The sequence below is a fragment of the Chromohalobacter sp. 11-W genome (assembly GCF_029889905.1).
In the GTDB taxonomy this organism is placed as follows: Bacteria; Pseudomonadota; Gammaproteobacteria; order Pseudomonadales; family Halomonadaceae; genus Chromohalobacter.
In genome coordinates this window covers 91,516-116,577 of record NZ_JARANZ010000001.1, presented here as the reverse complement: position 1 = coordinate 116,577, position 25,062 = coordinate 91,516, and the positions used below count along the sequence as shown (strand labels likewise).

20 protein-coding genes and 1 riboswitch are annotated in these 25,062 nt (G+C 59.6%); of the genes, 6 read left to right on the top strand and 14 right to left on the bottom strand.

All coding sequences use genetic code 11. The features are described 5' to 3' along the window. The first annotated feature begins 70 nt into the window (after window positions 1-70). Window positions 71-200: riboswitch (TPP riboswitch) on the top strand. Between the two features lie 82 nt (window positions 201-282). Further along, window positions 283-2,199: a phosphomethylpyrimidine synthase ThiC gene (gene thiC / locus OP494_RS00555; RefSeq protein ID WP_280538801.1), complete on the top strand. Its 1,917-nt coding sequence runs from the start codon at window positions 283-285 to the stop codon at window positions 2,197-2,199. Window positions 2,200-2,381: 182 nt separating this feature from the next. After that, a complete protein-coding gene (locus tag OP494_RS00550; RefSeq protein WP_280538800.1) occupies window positions 2,382-2,921 on the top strand; it encodes a YetF domain-containing protein in 540 nt (179 codons plus the stop codon). Between the two features lie 115 nt (window positions 2,922-3,036). Here OP494_RS00550 and cyoE read toward each other — a convergent pair whose 3' ends face one another. From cyoE to OP494_RS00500, 10 genes are all read right to left on the bottom strand, one after another. Beyond that, window positions 3,037-3,924, bottom strand: coding sequence for a heme o synthase (cyoE, locus tag OP494_RS00545; protein WP_280539171.1), 888 nt, complete (start codon window positions 3,922-3,924; stop codon window positions 3,037-3,039). A gap of 13 nt (window positions 3,925-3,937) precedes the next feature. Then, a complete protein-coding gene (gene cyoD / locus OP494_RS00540; RefSeq protein ID WP_280538799.1) occupies window positions 3,938-4,273 on the bottom strand; it encodes a cytochrome o ubiquinol oxidase subunit IV in 336 nt (111 codons plus the stop codon). Beyond that, entirely contained in the window at window positions 4,273-4,890 is a 618-nt protein-coding gene (locus tag OP494_RS00535; protein ID WP_280538798.1) for a cytochrome o ubiquinol oxidase subunit III, read from the bottom strand. Before OP494_RS00535 ends, cyoD begins: the two co-directional genes overlap by 1 nt. Before the next feature lie 2 nt (window positions 4,891-4,892). Beyond that, entirely contained in the window at window positions 4,893-6,872 is a 1,980-nt protein-coding gene (cyoB, locus tag OP494_RS00530; RefSeq protein ID WP_280538797.1) for a cytochrome o ubiquinol oxidase subunit I, read from the bottom strand. Window positions 6,873-6,876: 4 nt separating this feature from the next. Then, window positions 6,877-7,785, bottom strand: coding sequence for a ubiquinol oxidase subunit II (cyoA, locus tag OP494_RS00525; RefSeq protein WP_280538796.1), 909 nt, complete (start codon window positions 7,783-7,785; stop codon window positions 6,877-6,879). Window positions 7,786-8,323: 538 nt separating this feature from the next. After that, window positions 8,324-8,713, bottom strand: a complete 390-nt coding sequence (locus OP494_RS00520; RefSeq protein ID WP_280538795.1) for a hypothetical protein — start codon at window positions 8,711-8,713, stop codon at window positions 8,324-8,326. Window positions 8,714-8,738: 25 nt separating this feature from the next. Beyond that, complete coding sequence (locus tag OP494_RS00515; RefSeq protein ID WP_280538793.1) at window positions 8,739-9,749, bottom strand: J domain-containing protein; 1,011 nt, start codon at window positions 9,747-9,749, stop codon at window positions 8,739-8,741. A gap of 154 nt (window positions 9,750-9,903) precedes the next feature. After that, window positions 9,904-12,198: a mechanosensitive ion channel family protein gene (locus OP494_RS00510; RefSeq protein ID WP_280538792.1), complete on the bottom strand. Its 2,295-nt coding sequence runs from the start codon at window positions 12,196-12,198 to the stop codon at window positions 9,904-9,906. A gap of 114 nt (window positions 12,199-12,312) precedes the next feature. Next, entirely contained in the window at window positions 12,313-15,516 is a 3,204-nt protein-coding gene (locus OP494_RS00505; protein WP_280538791.1) for a multidrug efflux RND transporter permease subunit, read from the bottom strand. 3 nt (window positions 15,517-15,519) lie between these two features. Then, complete coding sequence (locus tag OP494_RS00500; RefSeq protein ID WP_280538790.1) at window positions 15,520-16,773, bottom strand: efflux RND transporter periplasmic adaptor subunit; 1,254 nt, start codon at window positions 16,771-16,773, stop codon at window positions 15,520-15,522. Window positions 16,774-16,934: 161 nt separating this feature from the next. On the opposite strand from OP494_RS00500, the gene OP494_RS00495 reads away from it, so the two are divergent. Next, window positions 16,935-17,552 (top strand): TetR family transcriptional regulator, encoded by a 618-nt coding sequence (locus tag OP494_RS00495; protein ID WP_280538789.1) that lies wholly within the window; start codon window positions 16,935-16,937, stop codon window positions 17,550-17,552. Window positions 17,553-17,614: 62 nt separating this feature from the next. Then, entirely contained in the window at window positions 17,615-18,529 is a 915-nt protein-coding gene (locus OP494_RS00490) for an alpha/beta hydrolase (protein WP_280538788.1), read from the top strand. On the opposite strand, the gene OP494_RS00485 is transcribed toward OP494_RS00490, so the two are convergent. From OP494_RS00485 to OP494_RS00475, 3 genes are all read right to left on the bottom strand, one after another. Then, window positions 18,526-19,359, bottom strand: a complete 834-nt coding sequence (locus tag OP494_RS00485) for a fructosamine kinase family protein (protein ID WP_280538787.1) — start codon at window positions 19,357-19,359, stop codon at window positions 18,526-18,528. The genes OP494_RS00490 and OP494_RS00485 overlap by 4 nt on opposite strands. Window positions 19,360-19,432: 73 nt before the next feature. After that, window positions 19,433-21,262, bottom strand: coding sequence for a monovalent cation:proton antiporter-2 (CPA2) family protein (locus OP494_RS00480; RefSeq protein WP_280538786.1), 1,830 nt, complete (start codon window positions 21,260-21,262; stop codon window positions 19,433-19,435). A gap of 68 nt (window positions 21,263-21,330) precedes the next feature. Next, the gene (locus OP494_RS00475) at window positions 21,331-22,473 is read right to left on the bottom strand and encodes a GNAT family N-acetyltransferase (RefSeq protein WP_280538785.1); all 1,143 of its coding nucleotides are present in this window, start codon (window positions 22,471-22,473) and stop codon (window positions 21,331-21,333) included. 77 nt (window positions 22,474-22,550) lie between these two features. On the opposite strand from OP494_RS00475, the gene OP494_RS00470 reads away from it, so the two are divergent. Together OP494_RS00470 and pncB are read left to right on the top strand one after the other, a co-directional pair. Then, window positions 22,551-22,847: a DUF4190 domain-containing protein gene (locus tag OP494_RS00470; protein WP_040244432.1), complete on the top strand. Its 297-nt coding sequence runs from the start codon at window positions 22,551-22,553 to the stop codon at window positions 22,845-22,847. Between the two features lie 102 nt (window positions 22,848-22,949). After that, a complete protein-coding gene (pncB, locus tag OP494_RS00465; RefSeq protein WP_040244435.1) occupies window positions 22,950-24,122 on the top strand; it encodes a nicotinate phosphoribosyltransferase in 1,173 nt (390 codons plus the stop codon). A gap of 52 nt (window positions 24,123-24,174) precedes the next feature. Here pncB and OP494_RS00460 read toward each other — a convergent pair whose 3' ends face one another. Next, window positions 24,175-24,981, bottom strand: a complete 807-nt coding sequence (locus OP494_RS00460; protein ID WP_280538784.1) for a dienelactone hydrolase family protein — start codon at window positions 24,979-24,981, stop codon at window positions 24,175-24,177. Window positions 24,982-25,062 lie beyond the last annotated feature (81 nt).

The following is a 25,062-nucleotide window of genomic DNA, read 5'->3' as shown; positions in this document are numbered from 1 at the left end:
TTGACGTCCCTCTGCTCCACGCATCGCACCAGGGGATTTCATTCGGACGATACCTTGCTAGACTCTAGACGACAGCTTGACGGGGTGCCGGTGGAACCGGCTGAGATCGTCCTGCGCTCGCCATCCCGGCGGACGCCACGACGGATCCCGACGAACCTGATCCGGCTAGTACCGGCGTAGGGATCAAGCGGAGTCCGCAGCGTCAGGACGTCATCCGTCGTTGCTCACTTCTCCCGCCTACGCTGTGCGCCGGCCTGACTTACGTCATGACCTGGAGCACATATGACATCACCGCAATTTCTTTCCGACACCGCCCGCGTCGACGAAGCCGCCATTCAGGCGCTACCCGGCTCGCGCAAGATGTATGTGGAAGGCTCACACACGGACATCCGCGTGCCCTTCCGCGAGATATCGCTATCGCCGACCCGCACCTCCGGCGAGAATGAGGAGAACCCACCCCTGCTGGTCTACGATACGTCCGGCCCCTATACCGATCCCGACGCGAAGATCGACCTGCGCAAGGGTCTGACGGAACTGAGACGTCGTTGGATCGACGCGCGCGACGACACCGAGTTCCTCGACGGCCCCACCTCCGAATACGGCCGACGCCGCGCCAACGACCCCATGCTCGCCCAGTTGCGCTTCGAGCTGACCCGCACGCCACGCCGCGGCAAGGAAGGCCGTAACGTCACTCAGCTTCATTACGCCCGTCAGGGCATCGTGACGCCTGAAATGGAATTCATCGCCATCCGCGAGAATCAACGCCGCCAGGCCCTAGGGTCGGACGATGTCGAGCGCATCCTCGATCAGCAGCACCCAGGCCAAGGATTCGGTGCGCGCTTACCCGAGGAAATCACGCCGGAGTTCGTGCGCGACGAGGTAGCCGCAGGGCGCGCCATCATCCCCTGCAACGTCAACCATCCCGAAACCGAACCGATGATCATCGGCCGCAACTTCCTGGTGAAAATCAACGGTAACCTGGGTAACTCGGCAGTGAGCTCGGCCATCGAGGACGAGGTCGACAAGATGACTTGGGGCATCCGCTGGGGCGCGGACACGATCATGGACCTGTCCACCGGCGCCAACATCCACGAAACGCGTGAGTGGATCATCCGCAACGCCCCGGTGCCCATCGGCACCGTGCCCATCTACCAGGCCCTTGAGAAAGTCGGTGGCGTCGCCGAAGCTCTGACCTGGGACATTTTCCGCGACACCCTGATCGAGCAGGCTGAGCAAGGTGTGGATTACTTCACCATTCATGCCGGTGTCTTGCTGCGTTACGTGCCGCTCACCGCCGAGCGCGTCACCGGCATCGTTTCCCGCGGCGGCTCGATCATGGCCAAGTGGTGTCTCTATCACCATGAAGAGAGCTTCCTCTACACCCACTTCGAGGATATCTGCGAGATCTGCAAGCGCTACGACGTGGCGTTCTCGCTGGGCGATGGCCTACGCCCCGGTTCGGTGGCCGATGCCAACGATGCCGCTCAGTTCGCCGAACTGGAAACCCTCGGCGAGCTGACCAAGATCGCCTGGAAGCACGACGTTCAAGTGATGATCGAAGGCCCCGGCCACGTGCCGATGCAATTGATCAAGGAGAACATGGATAAGCAGCTCGCGGAGTGCGACGAGGCCCCTTTCTACACCCTAGGCCCGCTGACCACCGATATTGCGCCGGGCTATGACCACATCACCTCCGGCATCGGCGCGGCGATGATCGGCTGGTATGGCTGCGCCATGCTCTGCTACGTCACGCCCAAGGAGCATCTGGGCCTACCCAATAAGGACGACGTCAAGACCGGTATCATCACCTACAAGATCGCCGCGCATGCCGCAGATCTCGCCAAGGGTCATCCGGCCGCGCAACGCCGCGACAACGCGCTCTCGAAAGCGCGTTTCGAATTCCGCTGGGAGGATCAGTTCAACCTGGGACTCGACCCCGACACCGCCCGCGCCTATCACGATGAAACGCTACCCAAGGACTCGGCCAAGGTGGCGCACTTCTGCTCGATGTGCGGGCCCAAGTTCTGCTCGATGAAGATCAGCCATGAAGTGCGCGATCATGTCTTCAAGGAGCGAGAGCCCAAAGGCAGCGGCGGCGAGGAGGAGTTGAGCGAGGCTGAAAGCGCACGCCGCGACGGCATGCGCGAACAAGCCGAGCAATTCCGCGCGCAAGGCGGCAACTTATACCGCGAGGTCTAACACGCACCCGAGACGGAAAAGGCCGCGCCAGCACGTCGTGGTCGATGTCCGGGCCGGGCTGGCTGTCCACGAGAGGCCGGCACCGTGGCGTGCGGGATGCGTGAGGTCCAGATGGCATCTAGACTGGGTGATCCTTCGATCGCGGTCGGCGATCGATGACCATCGCAGACAGGAGCGTCGATATGCTCAACGACTGGCTCGTATCCCATCCCTCCAATTTGGTCTGGGTGGTCTTGTGTACGTTCGTGCTGTATCTGGTCGTGGTGGCTTTGGCACGGTGGTCGGGCGTGCGTAGCTTCGCCGAGATGTCGACTTTCGATATCGTGGTCACGATCGCGCTCGGCTCGATGATCGCCAGCGTGGTGGTCTCCAAGAATCCGCCCCTTCTGCAGGGGTTGGTGGCAGTGGCTACGCTGTACGTGCTACAGCTGCTCGTGTCGCGACTGCGCTCGCGTTGCTCCGTGTTTGAGGCGGCGACCGACAATCGGCCAATTCTGCTCATGGGGTCGGGTGGCGAGATCAAGCACGCCAACCTGCGTGTGGCGCGCGTCACAGAGGATGATCTGCGCGCCCACATGCGCCGAGCCAATGTCTCGGATGCCCGTCAGGTACATGCAATGATCATGGAGGGCACCGGCAACATCAACGTATTGCACGGCAAGCATCACGAACTCGGCGATGAGCCGTGGATCCTGCACGGCGTACGTGATTACACGCGCTAGGCCTCGATCCGACCATCAGTCCATATCTGGGGCTCGACCTGGATACCGCCCGCAATACGAAAAAAGCCACGCCGTTATATGGCGTGGCTTTTCATTTCGAGCACGTTAGGCGAGATCAGCGCAGCGAGGTCATCAGCACTTCAGTATCGGTCACCTGAAAGTCGATCGACATCATGATGCTTAGTGCCGTGATGGTGAAGATCGAGAAGATGAACACCTTCTTGGCCCACACGCGGTCGTCGCCGGTGCGGTAACCACGAAGCGCCATGACGAGCCAATAAAGCCCCATCGCTGCCGCCACCGCGAAATAGCCATAGCCGGCATAGCCTCCTAGCGTGAGCATCAGGGTCGCACCCAAGAACGCCAGGATATACCAGAAGATATGATGCTTCGCCGCCCTCACGCCACGCGTTACCGGCAGTACCGGGATCGACGCCGCGCGATAGTCTTGGTAGCGGAAGATGGCAATGGCATACGAATGCGGCATCTGCCACAGGCAGAAGATCAAAAGCAGCGTCAGCGCACCAAGATCGAACTGCCCGCTGACCGCACAATAGCCCACCACCGGCGGCGCCGCGCCCGACAAGCTGCCCACCAGGGTGCCATAGACCGAGTGTCGTTTGAGATACAGGCTATAAAGCCCGACATAGACGACGAACCCGAGCAAGGCGAACAGCGTCGCCAAGGCATTGGTGCCCAGTGCCAAGATCAAGAAGCCTGCAATGCCCAACACACTGCCATATGCCAGCGTGATACCGGGTGAAATCAGCCCCTGGACCGTGACACGCCCTTGGGTACGCTCCATCAAACGATCGATATCGCGATCGATGTAGTTATTGAACACGCACCCGGACGCGATCACCAACGCAATTCCGATGACCGTGGCCAGAAAGAGCACGCCATCCACGCTTCCTTGGGAAGCGAGGAAGAAGCCCCCGGCCACGGAGATCAGATTGCCGAAGATGATGCCCGGCTTGGTAATGGAGACGTAGGGTTTGAGCATCACGCCGAGCGACTCACCCACCAAGCATCATGTTGGCGTGCAGGTTCTGCATGATCCACAGCGACCCACCTACCAGAATGACCAGGATCAACGCCGTAAAGATAAAGGACCCGGCGTTCCATCCCTCTTCGGTCTTGAAGTCCAGGTGCATGAACATGATCAACTGCACCAGCACCTGAAAGATGGCCATGATCGAGATCGTCACGACGACGGCCATATTGCTGAAGCCACCGCTCATGACCATCCAGAACGGGATGATCGTCAACACGAGAGAGAGGATCAAGCCAATTACATAGGACTTGACGCTGCCGTGATTGCCACCATCGTGGGAAGCATGTGCATCGCTCATTACAGAACTCCCATCAGATAGACGAAGGTAAAGACACAGATCCACACGATATCCAGGAAGTGCCAGAACAGGCTCAGGCACATGATGCGTGGGCGCGTCTTGTCGTTAAGGCCCTTCGTGAACAATTGGACGATCATCACCAGCATCCAGATCAGACCGAAGGTCACGTGGAGGCCATGCGTCCCGACCAGCGTGAAGAAGGAGGATAGGAAAGCACTACGATCCGGCCCAAAGCCTTCAGCAATCAGGTGATGGAATTCATAGATTTCCAACCCGATAAAGCCGGCACCCAGCAAGAACGTGATGACCAACCATCCTTTCACCTGCGCCACTCGATCGGCATGCATGGCCAGTACGGCCATGCCATAGGTGAAACTACTGAACAGCAGCAGGAAGGTACTGACCAAAATCAGCGGGAGCTCGAAGATATCGGCCCCAGAGGGGCCACCCGCCGTGCCTTTCATGAGCACGGCATAGGTCGCGAAAAGGCTCCCGAAGATGACCAGGTCACTCATCAGGTAGACCCAGAAGCCGAATACCTTCATGGCACCCGCATCGTGGTGCTCATGCTCGTCATGAGCATGAGCGTCATGTTGATTAACAGTTTGCGTCGTCATGATTACGCCTGCATCTCCAGCCGTTTATGGTGCTCGCGCTCAATACGCTCGACTTCCGCCGCCGGGACGTAGTAGTCGATGTCGTCGTTGAAGACACGGAACATGAAGGCTACGAACATGCCAATCGCGCCGACACCGGCCAGCCACCAGATATGCCAGACCAACGCGAAACCGAACACGATGCTGATCAGACCGATGATCGGTCCTGCCGCGGTGTTCTTCGGCATGTGAATGTCTTCGTACTGGGTCGGTTTGTCCGCTGCCATACCCTTCTCTTTCTTCGCTTCCCAGAAGGCATCGACGGAGCCGACATTGGGTAGATGCGCGAAGTTATAGAACGGTGCGGGAGAAGAGGTCGACCACTCGAGTGTACGCGCGTCCCACGGATCGCCCGTGATGTCGGCGTTTTTCTCGCGATCGCGAATACTCACGATGAACTGAATCACGGTGCAGGCGATACCGCACAGGATGCAGACGGCACCGACCCACGCCACGATCATCAGCGGCTGCCAATCGGCGTTGGCGTAAGACTGCATGCGACGCACTGCTCCCATGAAGCTCAGGATGTAGAGCGGCATGAAGGCTAGATAGAAACCGGTGATCCAGAACCAGAAGGAACGCTTGCCCCACTTCTCGTCGAGCGTAAAGCCGAAGGCCTTCGGGAACCAATAGGTCAGACCCGCGAGCATGCCGAACACCACGCCACCGATGATGACGTTGTGGAAGTGAGCGATGACGAACAGGCTGTTATGCAGTATGAAGTTCGCGCCGGGCACGGCCAGCATCACCCCGGTCATGCCACCGATGGTGAAAGTGATGATGAAGCCCAGCGTCCAGAGTACCGGCGATGTGAACTGCAGCCGACCGCGATACATGGTGAACAGCCAGTTGAAGATCTTCACCCCGGTCGGAATGGCGATGATCATCGTCGCGATACCGAAGAAGGCGTTGACGTTCGCGCCAGCCCCCATGGTGAAGAAGTGGTGTAGCCACACCACGAACGACAGGATGGTGATACAAGCCGTCGCCCAAACCATGGTGTTGTAACCGAACAAGCGCTTCTTGGCGAAGGTCGCAATGACCTCGGAGAACACCCCGAAAGCCGGCAGGATGAGAATGTACACCTCAGGATGGCCCCAGGCCCAGATGAGATTGACGTACATCATCATGTTGCCGCCCATATCGTTCGTGAAGAAGTGCATCCCCAGGTAACGATCGAGAGTCAGCAGTGCAATGGTCGCAGTCAGAATCGGAAAAGAAGCTATGATCAGGATGTTCGCGCACAGCGACGTCCAGGTGAAGATCGGCATGCGGAACAGCGTCATGCCCTTGGTACGCATCTTCAGAATGGTGACGAAGAAGTTGATACCGGTCAGGGTGGTGCCGATCCCCGATATCTGCAGTCCCCATATCCAATAATCGACCCCTACGCCGGGACTGTACTGTATTCCCGATAATGGCGCATAGGCCAACCAGCCGGTCTTGCCATACTCACCAATGAGTAGCGATACCATGGTCAAGACGACACCCGCCATGAACAGCCAGAAACTCAGGTTGTTCATGAACGGGAAGGCGACGTCACGCGCACCGATCTGCAGCGGCACAACCAGGTTCATCAAGCCGATGACCATGGGCATGGCCACGAAGAAGATCATGATCACACCATGCGCGGTGAAGATCTGATCGTAATGCTCAGGCGGTAGATAGCCCTCGGCGCCGCCGGCGGCCAAAGCCTGCTGGGTGCGCATCATGATGGCGTCGGCGAAACCGCGTAGCAACATGACCAATGCTACGAGGAAATACATGATACCCAGTTTCTTGTGGTCGATGGAGGTGATCCACTCCGTCCACAGCCACTTCCACTTCTTGAAATACGTAAGGGCACCGACCACGATCAACCCGCCCAGCGCCATGACAAGCGCGGTCACGACGAGGATCGGTTCGTGGTAAGGAATAGCCTCAAGGCTGAGTTTTCCGAACATAATGTTACTCCGCTGCCTCTGCGCTCATGGACGTCTCGCCATGGCCGCCATCGTGTCCACCTTCACCGTTGCCACCATGGAAACTCTCGACGATGTCGCGGTACAGGCCTGACGTTACGTCGGAGAAATACTCCACAGGATGGTCCGTGGACGGTTCCGCCAACTCTTGGTAGCTCCCTTCATACGAGAGCGTCTCGGACGACTGACCCACCTTGTCGACCCAGGCATCGAAATCATCCTGCGACATGGCGCGTGCATCGAAGGTCATCTCCGAGAAACCCTCGCCACTGTAGTTGGAGGACTTGCCGTCGTAGACGCCCGCCTCGTTCGCCACCAGGTACACGTCGTTGTCCATGCCGGCCATGGCATAGATCTGACTACCCAGGGTGGGAATGAAGAACGAGTTCATCACCGAGGCCGAGGTCACGCGGAAGTGAACCGGCACATCGACGGGCATGGCTACTTCGTTGACCGTTGCGATGCCTTGCTCGGGATAGATGAACAACCACTTCCAGTCCAAAGCGACGACCTGTACTTCCATGGTCTCGGCGTCGGATTCGATCGGCTTGTGCGGATCCAGCGAGTGCGACGTTTTCCAGGTAATGATCCCCAGAAACAGGATGATTACGCAGGGGATGAGCCACACAACGGCTTCGATCTTGTTGGAGTGCGCCCAGTCCGGCATGTACTTGGCGGCATGGTTGCTATGCCGATATTTCCAAGCAAAAACCACCGTCATGACGATAACGGGGATCACCACAATCATCATCAGCCAGAAAGCCGTGATGATCAGCGATTTCAGCTCCACCCCGATCTGGCCCTTCGGATCCACCAGCGCCGCGTCGCAGCCACTCAGCAACACTGCGATCAGAGGTAGGATACCGAGCCATCCCAGGTTCTTCTTCATTCTCATTGCATGGCCTCACTCAAGCATGGGAAGACGTTGCAGCGCTTGCTCATTGAATGCTTTCCTCCGCTAGCGACCCGTTAGGCCTGGCGGTCAAAATGTAGTGGCACGTTCGCCAACGGAACGTCAGCGACTTGGAGCGTGTCCAAATGGTCGGCTCATGCATTACTGACCACTTGGAAACGCCCCATGGCATGCATCCCGACCGATCACCGGTTTCCCGGCTGCCCATGGCACGAGTGTGATGCGCTCTGAAGGTTGGGCGTACCGCGCATGCTAGGCAATGGTGAATGTCTCCGCCATAAACGAGCACGCATTGATTACGCCATCTCACCCCTCGCCTGCCTGCTAAAGCATCGCTATTCGGTCGAATGCAGGCAACAAGCAGGGAGAGCCGACGGGGCGGCATTCTGAAGCAAAATCAGGCGAAATAGAAGCGACCAATTGCCGCATCCATGTCGCACCCTGAGCCTCTTGACTGAGCAAGCGCTCATACGATTGTAGGGGGTAGCGCAAGGTCCCTCAACGACGCCATGACATGGGATCAGAAAAGATCCGGCGCAAACACCAGCAACGCCACGCCGACGCCCGTGGCCAACGAAATTCCACCGCCCCACAGCATCCCCCTGCGCACTTGCTGCCAGGTATCGTGGACGCGAACGGCACGGGCCACCTTGACCTTTAGCTCCGCGTAGCGGGCGTATTCGCCATCGGCGCTGATCGAGAAGTCGTTGGCCACGTTGCCGTTCCAATATGGCGCATGACTCAACCCCATTCGCGCACGCAGCAGCCCTATGCCCGTCAAGGTGCCATAGAGCTGGTCGTATTCACGCTTGCGCGATTCGACGCGCAAGACATCTTCGGCGTCCGTCTTGACGGCCTGATTCTCACAGCGCGCAATGGCCCGGGCGATGCCCGCGTCGTTCGCCGACACGTGTATGTTCAATCGTCGATAAAGATCACGCATGTTGGCGCATCAAATAATCGTAGGCATTCTTGATTCGCTGAAAGCGCAGCGACGCCGTGACCATCGCCTCCTGACTTTGCGCATGATAGCGATCGGGATGGTATTTTTGGGCCAGACGTCGGTAGGCGCGCTTGATGTCGCTCTTCTGTGCATTTTCCATCAAACCCAGTACGGCCAATGCCCGCTGAGCCTTTTCATTACCCGTGGCATGGCCTTTGGCATACGCACCGTCGTGGGAAAAGCCTTCGTTGGAGAAACCCTCGCGATGCCGCTTGCCCTTGTCCGAATGCTGGCCATCATGGGCCTGCTCACGCTGCCCGGTCTTCTCGCGCCGCCAACGCCAGCGACGCTGCCGAGCTTCTTCACGCTCGTCCTTGGCATGCTCACGCTGGCGATAGCGCCGCTCATGCCAGTGACGGTCCCGCGAACCTTGCGCGTTGTCTTCCTCCCCACCCGTGCGCTCCCGAGAACTTTCACCTTGCGCGCCGCGATGGCCTTGCTGGGAGGAATGCCGATGATCGGCACTCTCGCGTGACCGCCAGTAATGTGCGGCACTCGGGTCCTCGGGCGCCTCCAGCGGGTAACCGGCAACATCCCGGAACAAGACCTCGAACGTCTCTGGCGCTACGTTCAGCAGGTCGGCCAGAAAACGCAGCACATGATGCTGGCCAGCCGCCAATGCCCCTTCATGGGTTGCCACATGAATCGCTTGGCGGAGAAAGGTTTCCCGGCGCGGCCCTCGATAATAGCGCTGCAACACTTCCGCCGCGAGCTGCAAGGCGACGAAATCCGGCGCACTCGCCAGGTCGACGATCAACTGATAACCATGATCGTGACGAAAGTCTCCGGTGAGCTCGTCGAGCAAGGTGCGCTTGCGGTCGCTCAAGGTCCCCTGCCCATCGCTCATCGCCAGCCACGCCAATAACAACAACGCAGCCGTATCGGCCTCGTTACGGCTGCTGAGCAATAAACGCTCGAAAGGCGTAAAACGCGATGATGCCATGCCAGCTCCTGGCTTTTGGATTGTTCGTTATAGGTAATTGCCGCGTGGCGTGCGAGCATCCTATGAGCATCGGCCGCTAGCTGCATACCTTTAACGGTGACGCCATGACATGAGTCATCCCCTTTTTTCTAGCTAGCCACCTCCGCAGTCGCGATCAACTGGTGTCGGATGGCGCATCGCTGACATCGCCACTGGCCGTCGTGGCATGCTCAGTCGCAGTCGGCAGGTTCTCAGCCTCGACCGATGACTGTTCGAGACTCACGCTCATACGCGGCATGGCGAGTTCCATGCCGAGTTCATCGAAACGTCGCTTGAGCCGCAGGTTGAAAGCCCGCGCCACGTCCCACTGCATGATCGGCGCCGTGCGCATGCGCATACGCAGAATCGCCGCACCGGCATCGAAACTTTCCACCCCCTGGAGCTCCAGCGGCGACCAGATGTAATGCCGCATCATCGGATCTCGGCGCAGCTCTTCGGCCACTTCACGCACGATAGCGATCGCTTCGTCGATCTTCATATGATGCGCCACACGAACACGCATCAGGGCGACACCGAATTCCCGTGAAAAATTCTGGATTCCCTTGATCTGACTAAAGGGCATCGTATGCACGATGCCATCCAGGTCACGCAAGCGCACAGTGCGCAGACTCAATCCCTCGACCGTCCCCATGTGCCCGCTCAGGTCGACGAAATCGTCGATGGCCAACGAATCCTCGATGAGGATGAAAAGCCCCGTGATCAGGTCCTGGACCAGCGTCTGAGCGCCAAAGCCCACCGCCAGACCGATCACCCCGGCACCGGCCAGCAGCGGCGTGACATTAACCCCCAGATTGGCCAGCGCCACGATGACCGCGATAATCACGATGGTGGCAAAGACCACATTGCGAATCAGCGGTGTAATGGTTTGCGCCCGCGTGCTCTGCGCGCGCCCGCTGCGACCGCGCTTGGAAGAGAGCAATGCCCGCTCGATCGCGGTATCGGCAAGAATCCAGACCAGCCACGCCAGCAGCAAGGTCATGCCGATACTGATCAGCGATTGCCCGATACGCTGGCTGATGCCCTCGTCCCCACCAAAGGCCAACAACGACAAGCCCCAGACACGCATCGCCAACTCGGCGAAGACCAACCAGCTGACCAAGTGCGCCAGAGTATAACCGAAGCGCAGCAGACGCCGCCGATACTGTGACTGACGACGCAGCTTGGAAGGCTGCTCGGCATGGCGATGAATCAGACCATTGATGATCAGGGTCACCACCAATAATCCGGCGGTCACGATGGCCTTGGCGAAGGCGCTGCGTGAATCGCCCTCCGATGTCAGGATCGCAACCAGCGAGACCACGACCATGAGCAGAATCGGCACATGCCACAATGACCCGATCACCTGGATCAACTCACTGCTGGCACGCTTGTCGCGCCGGTAGCGATAGGGCCGATTACGGATCAGGTGCTTGATCGGGCGCTTGAAGCGGATCGTAAACGCCCCCGTCAACAAGGCGGCGGTGACATTGGACAGCATCGAGACCATTTCCGCTAACGACGCTCCCAAGTCCGAGCGCAGTTCCGAGGCATTCGAGGCGTCGCCCAAGGCGACCAGCGCACCGATGATGAACAACCAGCGAGCTGCCCGGCGATGCAGAATACGCAAAGCAACACGACGATGGCCGTTAGCGAATAGCGAGAAGACGACTTCACACACGGCGGTGAACAGAATCCCACACAAGGTGATGTAAGCGATCACCATCGCCAGCGTCATCCCCAGTGTGGACGTCATGCCGTGCACGACACCCAGGGTGAGGCCGAAGGCGAGGCCCCAGGGTAGCAAGCGCCGCAGCATATGGCGTATCAGCATCCAGGTGCTCGGCTCGGCGCTGAGCGTGAGTTGCATGTTCATGCGCTTGGCCAAGCTGCGCCCGCCGAACACCATCAGCGCCGCGCTACCGCCCCACAATCCCAGCACCCAGACGAAATCGCCGACGAGATGCAGCAACGACTCCAACGACGAGACACGCTGCGTCAGGGTGTCCCCCGCCCGTTCGCCCAGACGTTGCCAATACTCGAACGGGGTCACGACCTCGCCGGAATCGCTCAATGAGGTCAGCGAGTCCGCAATGGCCCCCAACAACCCTCGCGGCGACTCTGGCTCGGCGTCGGCATCGGCGCCCTCCAGCGAGGCTCGCAACTCACGCAACTGTGTGAGCAAGGCGTCTCGACGCTCCTGATCCTCGAGCATCGAGATGACGCTATCTAACGAGGCACGCGCCTGCGCGTTCGATGGCACCTCATCTTGTGATGCCTGACCGTTACTGCCCCCGGACAGAGCCGCCAGCGGGGATGCACTCTGGCCCCACGCACTGCCGGAAAAAACTAGTAATGCACACAAGAGGAGGATTCCTCGGTACCAATGCGCCACGCCCTTGATCATGCTCACCTCACCTCGTCTTCCCATCATGACAGAGTGCCCTAGCCGAGCGTCGCAACCAACCGGCCGGCACGTCTGCACCATGCACGCGCAAATAAAAAAGCCAGGGCGCGAAGCCCTGGCCATAGTCGGTTCAATCGAAGATCAGTGACTGTTTGTCGGCGGCCCGGACGTTGCCGACGTCTCGTCGTCATCCTCGTGATGAGAGGATACGCCCCGTTTCTTCTGCAGCCATACCTGCGCGTTGGCGATCATGGCGTAGAAGGCTGGCACGAAGAAGCTCGCCAACACGGCCACCGAGACCATCCCCATCGCCACCGTGGTGCCGATATGATGGCTGTTGGTGTCATTGGCACCACTCGCGATGGCCAGCGGCAAGGTCCCGAAGATGAACGCCAGCGAGGTCATCACGATCGGTCGGAAACGCAGCTCAGAGGCGGTCAATGCGGCATCACGGATCGACTTGCCGAGTTCGCGCCGCTGCAACTCGGCGAACTCGACGATCAGGATGGCGTTTTTAGCCGCCAGCCCGACCACCACCAGCATGCCCACCTGGACATAGACACTGGTATCCAATCCACGCAGCACGATCCCGCCGATGGACCCGATAAAGGCAAAGGGTACCGCCGTGATGACCGCCAGCGGCAACGCCCAGCTTTCGTACTGCGCCGCCAGGATCAAGAAGACCATCAGAATGCCGAAGGTAATGGCAATAATCGCGGCATTGCCGGCATTGGCCTCCTGGAAGGACGTGCCTGTCCAGCCCATCCCCCAATCGTTGCCAAGTTCTTGCTGAACCACCTCTTGCATCGCAGCGATCGCCTGGCCCGAGCTATAACCCGGCGCGGGGCCACCCTGGAACTGCGCCGACGGATAGACACCAAAGCGCGATACGACAGAGGGTGCCGACTGACGTTCGAGCGTCACGAACTCGGAAATCGGGATACGCTCGCCATCGCCGCCACGCACGAAGATCTTGTTCAAGTCATCGGGTGTTTGCCGGAACGTGTCCTCGTTCTGCATGTAGACCTGGAAGTTGCGGTTCTGATACGTGAAATAGTTCACGAAACCGCTGCCTAGCGTATTCGAAAGCGTCGTATTGAGATCATTGATCGACACGCCGTAACTCAGGGCTTTTTCCTGGTCTATATGCGCTCGATACGATGGCACCGAGGCATCGAAGGTGGTGAACACCTGGGCCAGCTCAGGACGCTTGTTGGCAGCCTGCATTATTTTACCGGAAGCCTGCATCAACTCGCGGGAATCAGCCCCACCGTAGGACTGCAGATAACCGGTGAAGCCACCCGTGGTGGAAAGCCCGATGATCGGCGGCATGTTGAAGGCCATGGTCGTACCACCCTCAAGACCAGCCCCAATGCGATTGATCTTGGCGATCATGTCCTCGACGGACTCATCACGCTCTCCCCATGGCTTCATGGTGATGAACATCACGCCCTTGGCCGTATTGACCGCGCTGGAGAGCATATCGTAGCCGGCTATCGCCGTGGAATATGCCACCGCCGGGTCCTGCTCGATCTTGTTGCTCAGCTTCTCCATGTACTCGGTGGTACGCGCAACCGATGCGCCTTGTGGCAAGGTGATACTCGCGATGGCGATCCCCTGGTCGGTTTCGGGAATCAATGTCGAAGGATTGCTCTGGTACAGCCAATAGGAACAGCCGATGATGAGCGCCGCCAAGACCAGCGTCAGCACCCAAGCCTTGACCAGCAAGCGTACGACTGCCATGTACCCCCGCGTCACCCAATCGAAGAAGCGATCGAACAGACGGAATGGTGTCGAAGCGGCACGCGCGATCTTGGAATCGCCTATCTCTGACTTATGCTTGACGAAAAGCGCGCTCATTGCCGGCGTGAAGGTCAAGGCCACGACTGCTGAGATGGCCACGGAGATGGCAATGGTCAACGCGAACTGCTGGTAGATCTGGCCGGTAAAACCACCCAAGAAAGCCACCGGTATAAACACCGCCGCCATGATGAACGAAGTTGCTATAACCGGGCCGCTCACTTCTTTCATGGCGGTGATGGCCGCCTTGCGTATGGGTATTTCGGGATCTTCCTCCAGTAATCGCTCGACGTTTTCCACCACCAGTATCGCGTCATCGACCACGATGCCGATCGCCAGCACCATGGCAAACAGCGACAACAAGTTGATCGAGAAGCCGAACATGTACAGCCCGGCGAAGGTCCCCACCACCGAGACCGGCACCACCGACATGGCAATGATCGTGGTGCGCCAGTTCTGCAGAAAGATGAACACGATCACCGCAACGATCAGCAACGCCTCTATGAACGTATGGAAGACCGACTCCACCGAGGCATCGATAAACAATGTCGTATCGTAAGGCACGTCATACTTAAGCCCCGGCGGAAACCGCTCGGACAGCTCGTCCATCTTGCTCTTGACGGCCTCGGCGGTTTCCAGGGCATTAGCGCCGGGCTGCTGATTGATCATGATCGGCGTCATGGTGGCGCCGTTCATGTTGGCGTTGACCGAATAGGATGACGCCCCCAGTTCGACACGCGCCACATCGCTCAAGCGCAGCGCCGAGCCATCGTTGTTGGTGCGCAGAATGATATCGCGGAATTGTTCCGCATTAGCCAAACGCCCCGGCGCCGTAATGGTATACGTATACGCACGCGGGTCCTCTTGCGGCGCCTGGGCCAGGGCCCCCGCCGGAATTTCCGTATTCTGCGACCGGATGGCATTGGCCACCTCGGCCGAGGTCATGTCGTACTGCGCCAATTTATCCGGATTGAGCCAGATACGCATGGCGAACTCGCCACCCCCCAGCACCTCGGCCGTCCCCACGCCGGGGACCTGGCGGAGTTCATTGAGGATATTGAGCGTGGCGTAGTTCTGCATGTAGATGTTGTTGTATTCATCCGTCGGCGACGTCAACGCCACCAACATCAAGATACTGCTTGAACTCAGCTCAACCGTGACCCCTTGCGATTGCACCGATTCAGGCAACTGCGACAACGCCTGCTGGACACGGTTATTGACGTTGATCGTGTTGATATCACCGTCAGTACCGATACCGAACGAGACGTTCATCCGCATCGAGCCATTATCGGCACTGGTCGAGGTCATGTAGATCATGTCCTCGACCCCGTTGATCGCCTCGGCGATCGGAGCCGCCACGGTCTTAGAGACCGTCTCGGCATCGGCACCGGGATAGGTTGCCTGCACGGAAACCGTTGGCGGTACGACGCTGGGATATTGCTCGATGGGCAAGACGCGCATCGCCATTATCCCGATCACCGCCACGATGATCGAAATAACGGTGGCGAAGACCGGCCGTTTTATGAAGAAGTTGGAAATATTCATCCGTCAGGCTCCACCTTCCTCGTTGGCTTGGCCATCGCCATTGGATGCCCCTTTCTTCTCGGTCTGACTTCCCGATGCAGCCTCGCCTTTTTCGGCACCCGAGAGCGCTTCGGCATCGCCGTCGAACGGCTGAGGATCGATGCTCGCACCGGCACTGATGTTGCCTGGATCGCTGACGATGACGCGGTCTCCCGCCTTGATCCCGTCCATAATGATCATCCACGGTCCCGCTGTATCACCGAGCTGCACGGTCTGCGTGCGCACCTTGTCTTCTTCATTCAGCACATAGACTTGAGGACCCATCAGCCCTTGCGTCACAGCAATCTCGGGCACGGCGAACACATCGAAGCGCTTCAGGCCTTCCAGCTCGATGCGCACGAACTGTCCCGGCATGAACATGCCATCGGGATTATCGAAGAAGGCATTCGCCTGCACGGTGCTGGTGCTTTCGCTGACACGCGAGCCCAAAAATTCTACGCGCCCTGTCAGGGTCTGCCCCGGCAACGCCGGAATCTGCAGTTCGGCGGTAATCGCCTCTTTACCCTGTTGTTGCTGGCGCTGACGCCGTAGTTCGAAGGCTTCTTCCTGAGGCAGTTGGAAACGCACCTCGAGAGGATTGAGCGGGGTAATCGTCGCCAACTCGGTGCCATCGTTGACGAGATTGCCGAGATTCACCTCGCTCAGGCTGATCATGCCCGCTACCGGCGCCTCGACATCGGTGTAATCAAGATCGATACGCGCGCTATCAAGCGACGCTTGTGCCTGGGCAACGCTGGCACGCGCGACCTTGAGATCGGCCTGCGCCTGATCACGTTGTTGTACACTGACGGAGTTCTGCTTGAGCAGGCGCTCATAGCGGGCGGCATTAGTCCGCGCCAGTTCCGCATCGGCCTGCGCGCTTTGCAGATCCGCCTCGCGCTGGCGCACGGTCGCTTGATAGGTTTCGGGTTCGATCGTGTAGAGACTCTCGCCCTTCTCGACCTGCTGGCCGGGGTCGAAATGCCGCTCTTCGAGCGTACCGCTGACACGCGCCACGACGGTCACTTCATTATCGCTGCGCAGCATGGCAGGATAAGATTTATCGAGCGAAATGTCGCGCTTGGCCATTTCCATGACCTGAGCCTTTTTGGGCGGCGGAGAAGACGCCTCGCTTGACTGCTGCTGAGCATCGTCATCGCTGCCGCAGCCCATCAACAGAACGCCCGCCAACGCCACGGCCCAAAGGCCCCGGCGCTCATTCCCTGTCGTGGATACCATCGGTATTTTACCTTGTTTGATCGAGATCAATGATGGCTAAGACTACACGCATACATACATGAATGTAAATGCCATTCACTTGGGGTATGATGTCTAAAAAAGTCTCGCCTCTCGGTGTTCATTCCCCGCCGTCTGGCCGGATTCATCAACGAGATCACGCCATGCCCCGCAGAACCAAAGCCGAAGCTGAGGCCACGCGAGAAGCCTTGCTCGATGCCGCCGAAGACGTCTTCCTCGAAAAGGGCGTCTCACGCACCTCGCTCGAACATATCGCGCGTCATGCCGGTATGACGCGCGGCGCCGTGTATTGGCACTTCAAGAACAAAGCCGACCTGTTCCATGCCATGCTCGACCGGGTCAAGATGCCGCTTCAGCAGATCATCGACGACATCACCGCCGAGCGCCAGGCCACAGGACCGCTGGATACGCTGCGCCTTGCCACGCTACACGCCTTCGAGATGCTCGAGCGCCCACGTTCATGTCGCGTCCACACCATCTTGATGCATCGCTGCGAATTCATCAGCGACATCAACCCCGTGGAGCTTCAGAACCGCCTGGCCTCAGATTGCCGCGAAGTCGTGCGACGCTGCTTTCAGCAAGCCCACGATGAGGGCCTGCTCATCGATGAGATCGCACCGGACGTCGCCACCCTGATGCTGCACTCGATGATCGGCGGCTTGGTACACGACTGGCTCCGAGCTCCCGATAGTTTCTCGCTGCGCGAAAGCGGCGGCGAGGCAATCGACCGCCTGTTTCACCTCATCACGCGACGCGCCTAAGCTTCTGCTGCATTGCAGCATCACGTCTATACTGGTGACGTATCGATTTTCAGGACCATGACGTGGATGAGCTTGTTCTGCTCCAGCACCGTGAACTCGAGATCGCCGTGCGCGTCTGGCACCCCGACGCCCCACGGACATTGATCGCCTGGCACGGCCTATCGAGGCATGGCGGCGACTTCGAGTTCCTGGCTCGACTGCTTGGCCCCCGTTGGCGATTGATCGCCCCGGATACACCAGGACGCGGCCTTTCCAGTTGGTCGCTCTTTCCCGCCTACGATTATCTCTACGCACATTACATGCGTATTGCCATCGCGGTCCTTGATCACTTCGAACTCACCAGCGTTCCCTGGCTAGGCACGTCGATGGGCGGGCTGCTGGGACTACTCTTGGCCGCCGACGCGTCGCACGGCCATCGTGTAGCGGCTCTGGTTCTCAACGATGTCGGCCCAACCGTCGAGGCGAAAGGCCTGCAACGCCTGGCGAATCACTTCATTTCGACGCAGCGGTTCACGACCTTGCGGGCACTGGAGTCGGAAATCCGCGATCACTACCAGAGCTTCGGCATCGATAGCGAAGCCGTATGGCAACGCTTGCTCTTGGGCAGTGCCCGACGCTTACCCGACGGCAGCTGGAGCCACCATTTCGATCCGCGTATCGCCGAGCAATTCGTCCACGACACGCCTCGCGACCTGTGGGCCGCCTGGAAATCCCTGCATTGTCCCTTGATGACCATACGCGGCATGCAATCCGATATCCTGTCGCGCCAAACGCTATCGGCCATGCGTCACCACCAACCCAACACCCGTATCCTCGAAGTGCCCGGGTGTGGCCATGCCCCCATGCTCGACAAGGCTTCACAAAGCGCCCCGATCGCCGCGTTTCTCGACACTCGGCGGGTACGTGAGCGGTGTGTCCCTCCTACAGTTGGCAATACATGGTGGCAACGTCTGTTGCGTACGCCCCGGCAACATTAAGCCGATTGCAAGCGCACGATAGCCCGCTCGACGCCCGCCCGGTAGGCACCACCGAACAGCAGCAGGTGATTAAGCAGCGGATATAACTGGAACAACGTCTCGCGGCGCCCCCAGTCATCGGGGCGAGCACCATCCCAGTATGCCTCGAAGAACGCCTCGCCCGGCGCACCGAACAGCGTCAGCATCGCCAGATCGACCTCGGGATAATGATAGTAGACAGCAGGATCGATGATGGCCGGTCCTTCGGGCGTGGTGAGCACATTACCGGACCACAGGTCGCCATGCACGAGGCTTGGCGGCACGTCCGGCAACCACGTCTCGAGCCGGTCGGCGACATCGCTCAGAGCGTCCAGCATCGTTGCGGGCAGCAATCCGCGTTCAACACAGGCCCTGCCCAGCGGCATCAGCCGGCGCTCGCGCTGAAAAACGCGACCATCATCACAGGGCGTATTGCGCTGCGCCGTGGGCCCGCAGCGGTTATCACTCGGCCATCCGTGACGCTCGCCGTGAACGGCGTGCAACCCACGCAGGCCTTCGCCAAGCCTCGCTTCATCGCGCTTGCCGCCCGATACCAATGCCTCCATGACCAGCCATTCTCCTTCCTGGGCGATCACCGTCGGCACTTTCAACTTCGTCTCTGCACGTTGCAAGGCGCACAAACCTTCGGCTTCGGCGGCCAGTGCCTCGGGGGTGTCACGTTTGACCACCACCGCACCCTGATCGGTTTCCAACCAGGCAACCTCGGCAATGTCACCGCCCGCCAAAGCCCGAGGCTCACCCCGGGCGACAAGATGTTGCGATGCCAGCACGGCACGCAGCGACTCTTGCATATTGACCTCCAATTAACGGCGTTCTCCCATGCCCCCGAACGTTCTACCCCGCTCCGAGGCGCACGACACGTGTTCAGCGTTCCTCCGGCATGGACGTGTTTGCGGTACCCGATGGCGGCACGTCACCCGTCTCCTTGCCTCGCCGCTGCTTCAACTCCTGCTGAAACAGCGTCTGAAATTCGGCCATGGCTTCGCGCTCGGACTTCATCAAGGCTTCCGAATCATGGCGATGGGCGTAGGACGACGCCAGCAATTGATTATCGAAATCGCGAAAAGTGCGGACGGCATCCAACGCATTGGAGCCAGGGTAGCCAAGGCCCTTGAGTACCTCCACGCTCATTTCCATGCTCGAAGCGAACGTCTCACGCACGACGGCATCGACGCCGATCTCCATCAACTGCCAGGCATGATGGCGGTTACGCGCACGAGCGAAGATTTTGATTTGCGGGTAGTGATTGTGCACCATCCTAGCGATGGCCAGTGCCGCTTCTTCATCGTCGACGGCGATCACCAGCACCTTGGCTTGCGCGAGACCCGCCGAGCGCAAGACATCGAGGCGCGCGGCGTCGGCATAATAGATACGCGACCCGAAGCGACGAATGAATTCCACCTGGGTGATATTGGGATCAAGCGCGGTAAAGCTGATGCCTTGCAACTTGAGCACGCGCGCCACCATCTGCCCGAAGCGCCCCAGTCCCGCAATCAGGACCGGCGGCGTCTCGTCGCCGAAGTCCTGGTCATAAGGACGGCTCTCCCCCATCCGAGCGGCGAGCCGATTACCGCCACGATAAAGAAACGGCGTGAGCGCCATGCTCAAGGTCACTGCTGCGATGCACAGGCTGGCGATGCGTTGATCGAAAACTCCCGCACTGACCGCTGCGCTGAGCAACACGAAATCGAATTCACCGCCCTGGGCGATCACCGTCGCCAAGCGCGGGATCTCCTGACGCGGCAAGCGCGCCGCCATGCCCACCAGCGTGATGACGACCAGCTTGGCCGTCAGTAGCCCCAGGGTGATGCCCAGCACCCACCCTACGTTGTCGAAAACGAGCGTCAGGTCGACCGACATACCCACGGCGATGAAAAACAGCCCCAGCAGGATGCCCTTGAAAGGCTCGATGTTGGCCTCGAGCTCGTGCCGATACACCGTATCCGCCAGCATGACGCCACCGAGAAAGGCCCCCAGCGCCATGGACAAGCCCGCCCACTCCATGACTAGCGCCATGGTAAGCACCATAAACAATGCCGCGGCGGTGAACACCTCGTGCACACCGCTGCGCGCGATGAGCGCCAATACGCGCGGAAAGACCAAACGTCCGAAGGCGATCGCGGCCAGCACCATGCCCACGGCCTTACCGATATCGAGCCACACCGCATTATCATGGCCACCAAGGTCACCCGCGAATAATGGCAGCAAGGCGAGTAGCGGGATGACCGCCAGATCCTGGAAGAGCAGGATGGAGAACGCTGTCTGCCCATGGGGTGTGGCCAGGCGATGCTGCTCATTGAGAAGCTGCAGAGCGAACGCCGTGGAAGACAGCGCCAGGATCAGCCCCAGCAGCACCGCGAGCTCCCATGTCAGCCCCAATGCCAGCCCGATGGGCGTCAACAGCACGCCACTCCCCAGCAGTTGCAGAAGCCCCAGCCCGAACAGCTGCTTGCGCATGCCCCACAAACGCGAAGGCTCCATCTCGAGGCCGATGAGGAACAACAGCATCACTACGCCGAATTCGGAGAAATGCAGCACCTCTTCAGGCTCGGCGATAAAACCGAGCACGGACGGCCCCAGCAGCAGCCCCACCGCGAGATAGCCCAGTATCGAGCCCAACCCCAGGCGTTGAAACAGCGGCACGGCGATGATGGCAGCGCCTAGCAGTACCGTTGCCTCATAGAAAAAATTCATGCGCTAGCCTTCCTCATATGATCCTTCCATGACCGCGCCACGGCACGCTTCCCAGCGATGGTTACTGCTCATTGTACGTGACGAAACGGTAAGCGTTCGCGGCATGCCAGGCGATAGTCGCCCATGGCGTAGCGCTCCTCGACGCAGAACCGCGCGACCGCCTCCCGAAACCCTGCATGCGGCAAATAATGCAGCGAAGTGCTCAGTTCAGGCGAGAAGCCGCGAAATAACTTGTGCTCACCCTGAGTACCGGGGTCGAAACGTTGCAGGCCCTGTTCAAGGCAGTATTCGATACCTTGGTAATAACATGCTTCGAAGTGCAGGCAGTCGGCAACGACTTCACTGCCCCAATAGCGTCCATACAACGTATCACCGCCGCGTAGATAGAGCGCCGCAGCGACCGGCGTATCGCCCTGACGCACCTGTACAAGCATGAGCGCCTCGCCCATCGTCGCGCGCAGCCGCTTGAAGAATGCTTCGCTGAGATAAGGCATCTGCCCGCGCTCGAGATAGGTGATGCGGTAGCAGCGATAGAAGTGGGCCAATGCGGCGGCATCGATGTCGTCCCCACTCAGGCGATGCAGACTTAATCCTTGTTCGGCGACCTTGCGACGTTCACGGCGAATCTCCTTGCGCCGTCTCCCCACCATTGACGCCAGGAAGCCCTCGAAATCGCCGTAACCGGCATCGCGCCACTCGAAACGCACCGCCTCACGTCTCAACAGGGCCGGCCACTGCGCTTGCCACTGCGTAATCTCTTGCTCATCGGCGAACAACAAATGCCAACTCGACAAGTCGTCGCCCCGCTCCTCGAGAAAAGCCGCTACCGCCTGTATGGCCTGGGCGGACGAGATGTCCGACGCCACGGCCAGGCGCGGGCCGACGGCGGGGGTGAAGGGAATAGCGCTCAACTGCTTGGGATAATACCGCCCACCGGCACGCTCCCAGGCCTCGGCCCAGCTCCAGTCGAAGACGTACTCGCCAAAGGAATGCATCTTGAGATAGTGCGGCAGCACGCCCACCAGGCGCTCGCCCTGCCACAGCGAGAGGTGGCGCGGCACCCAGCCACTCTCGGCGTCCACACAGCCGGTGCTTTCCAGGGCATCCAGAAATTCGTGCCGCAGGAAGGGGTAACTCCTGCCTACCAACGCATTCCATGTTTCGAGCGGGACATCGGCTACGCGCGTCAGCTCCCGTATCTTCACGCCCATCGCCACGCCTCCCGAAGCGGATTCCCGAATATCACGGCTCATGCTAGGGTGAGGCCAACCCATTTCTGGAGCAAGCGATGCCCCGCGTCACGCCCGCGCCATCCACACCACCACCAACACCGCAGCTCAACACCATGGCCATCGTCGCTTTTGCGCTGAGTGTGCTGGGCATCTTCGTGCTGCCTAGCGCGCTGGGTGGCGTCGTCTGCGGCCATCTGGCACGCCGACAGATCCGTCGTACGAATGAACAAGGCGATGCTTGGGCACTGGCGGCACTCATCCTCGGTTATCTACTACTCCTGCTATCGATTGCGGGCTTGTTATTGTTCGGCGGCTTCATGATCACCATGTTCGGTGTCATGGCCTTCATGTAAGCACTTCACCAGCCGACGCAAAGCCCGGTGGCAGTGGTGCCTATCGTATAGCTGCGCTAAGCTGGCGTCCCCGTTTCGGAACCTCGCCGTATAGGATGCACGATGCTGGATTCGCTCCTCGACAACGACTTTTACAAGTTCACCATGCAAAGCGCGGTCATCAAGCGCTTTCCTTATGCGCGAGCTCGCTATGCCTTTATCAACCGGGGTGACCATACCTTTCCCCCTGGCTTTGCCGAGCGACTACGCGAGGCAGTGGACGCCATGGCGAATCTGTCGCTGACCCTCGAGGAAAAGCGTTACCTGGAACGCACCTGCCCTTATCTCGACCCGACGTATCTCGACTTCCTGTCGGGGTTTCATTACAACCCCGAGGAAGTCGAAATCGTACAGCAGGGCGGACACTTCACGTTGCGCATCGAGGGGCTCTGGTATCGCACCATCCTCTGGGAAGTACCGCTGATGGCGCTGATCAGCGAAATCTGGTATCAGATGGGCGACGGTCAGCGCGACTCGGATGCGCTCATCGATACTCGCACCCGCGACAAGATCGAGCACTACAAGCGCATGGGTCTCAAGATCGCCGAGTTCGGCACCCGTCGGCGCTACTCTTATGACGTCCACGACCGTGTCGTGGCTTCGCTATGCCATCACGGGAGCGGTACCTTTTCCGGTTCGAGCAACGTTCACCTAGCCATGCGACATGGCGTCAAACCGATCGGTACGCATGCCCACGAATGGTTCATGTTTCACGGCGCGCGCTTCGGCTTCAAGATGGCCAATAGCCTGGCCCTGGAGCATTGGGTAGACGTATATCGCGGCGACCTGGGCATCGCGCTTACAGACACCTTTACCTCAGCCACCTTCTTCGACAGCTTCGACAAGAAGTTCGCCAAGCTCTTCGATGGCGTGCGTCACGATAGCGGCGACCCACTTGACTTCGCGGCCGCCACCATCGCGCATTACGAGCGCATGGGCATCGACCCACGCACCAAGACCATCATCTTCTCCGACGCCTTGACCCCCGAGCGTGTGGAGCGTATCGACAACTTCTGTCGTGGACGCATCACCACCGCCTTCGGCATCGGCACCAACTTCACCAACGATGTCGGCGTTACGCCAATGAACATGGTCATCAAGATGACCGAGGCGCGCCCAGAAGGGCAACACTGGATCCCGGTGATCAAGCTCTCCGACGTTCCCGACAAAAACACCGGCGACGCCGACATGATCGAACTCGCCAAACGCGTTCTGGCCCTCTCCCGGCGCGCCTGATTCGCTACCGGTGGCAATCTAGCGGCACGACATGGCGCCGCTAGATTGCATGTCAGTCCTGGTTGAGAGCACGATCCAGCGCCACCAGGGCCGATTGCCAAGAGGCCGCGTCGGCGGCGGCATCATAGCCCAATGGCAGGTCGAACTCTTCTGCCTGAGCATCGGATGCCGGATTACTGAAACCATGCTTGGCGCCCGGGTACTGCACCACGCGTACCTCAGCGCCCTGATCGCTTAGCGTCTGTGCCATCGATTCCAGCGCATCCGGTTCGACCAGGCCGTCGGCCTCGCCATTGTGAATCTGCACGATGCCATCGAAAGGCTGCGGGTCGGAGACCGCTTGAGTAGGACTGCCATGGAAACTGATCGCCGCCTCAATGGGCATGCCCGCCAGCGCCATGTTCATCACCACACCGCCGCCGAAGCAATATCCCAACGCCGCCATGCGATCGCCACGCACGTAGGGCTGCTCCCGCAGCTTGGTCATGGCCGCCTCGAGGCTCGCACGCGCCGTAGGCCAGTCGCTCATCACACGCTGGGAGAACGCCTTGGCATCCTGCGGATGCGCCGCTGTCTTCCCCTTGCCATACATATCGACCGCCAAGGCGACGAATCCCAGCGCCGCCAGCTGATCGGCGCGTGACTTCGCGTAATCGTTGAGGCCCCACCATTCGTGTACCAACAACACCGCCGGGCGCGGCTCCTCGTCATTGACGTTGCGTGCCAGATACCCCTGGTACGTTTCTCCGCCAGTGGAGTATTCGAACGTCTCGCCGACGACCTTCGGACCTTCCACGGTGTCCGCCCAGGCGCCGAGACTCAGCATGCTCAGCAAACAGGCCAGCAGAATTCGCATCATGTTCTTCTCCTTGGTTCTTACGCCGTGTCCGGCTAACGCGCGGCGATGTGGCATACGAGGATCGGGTAATTGCATAACCTG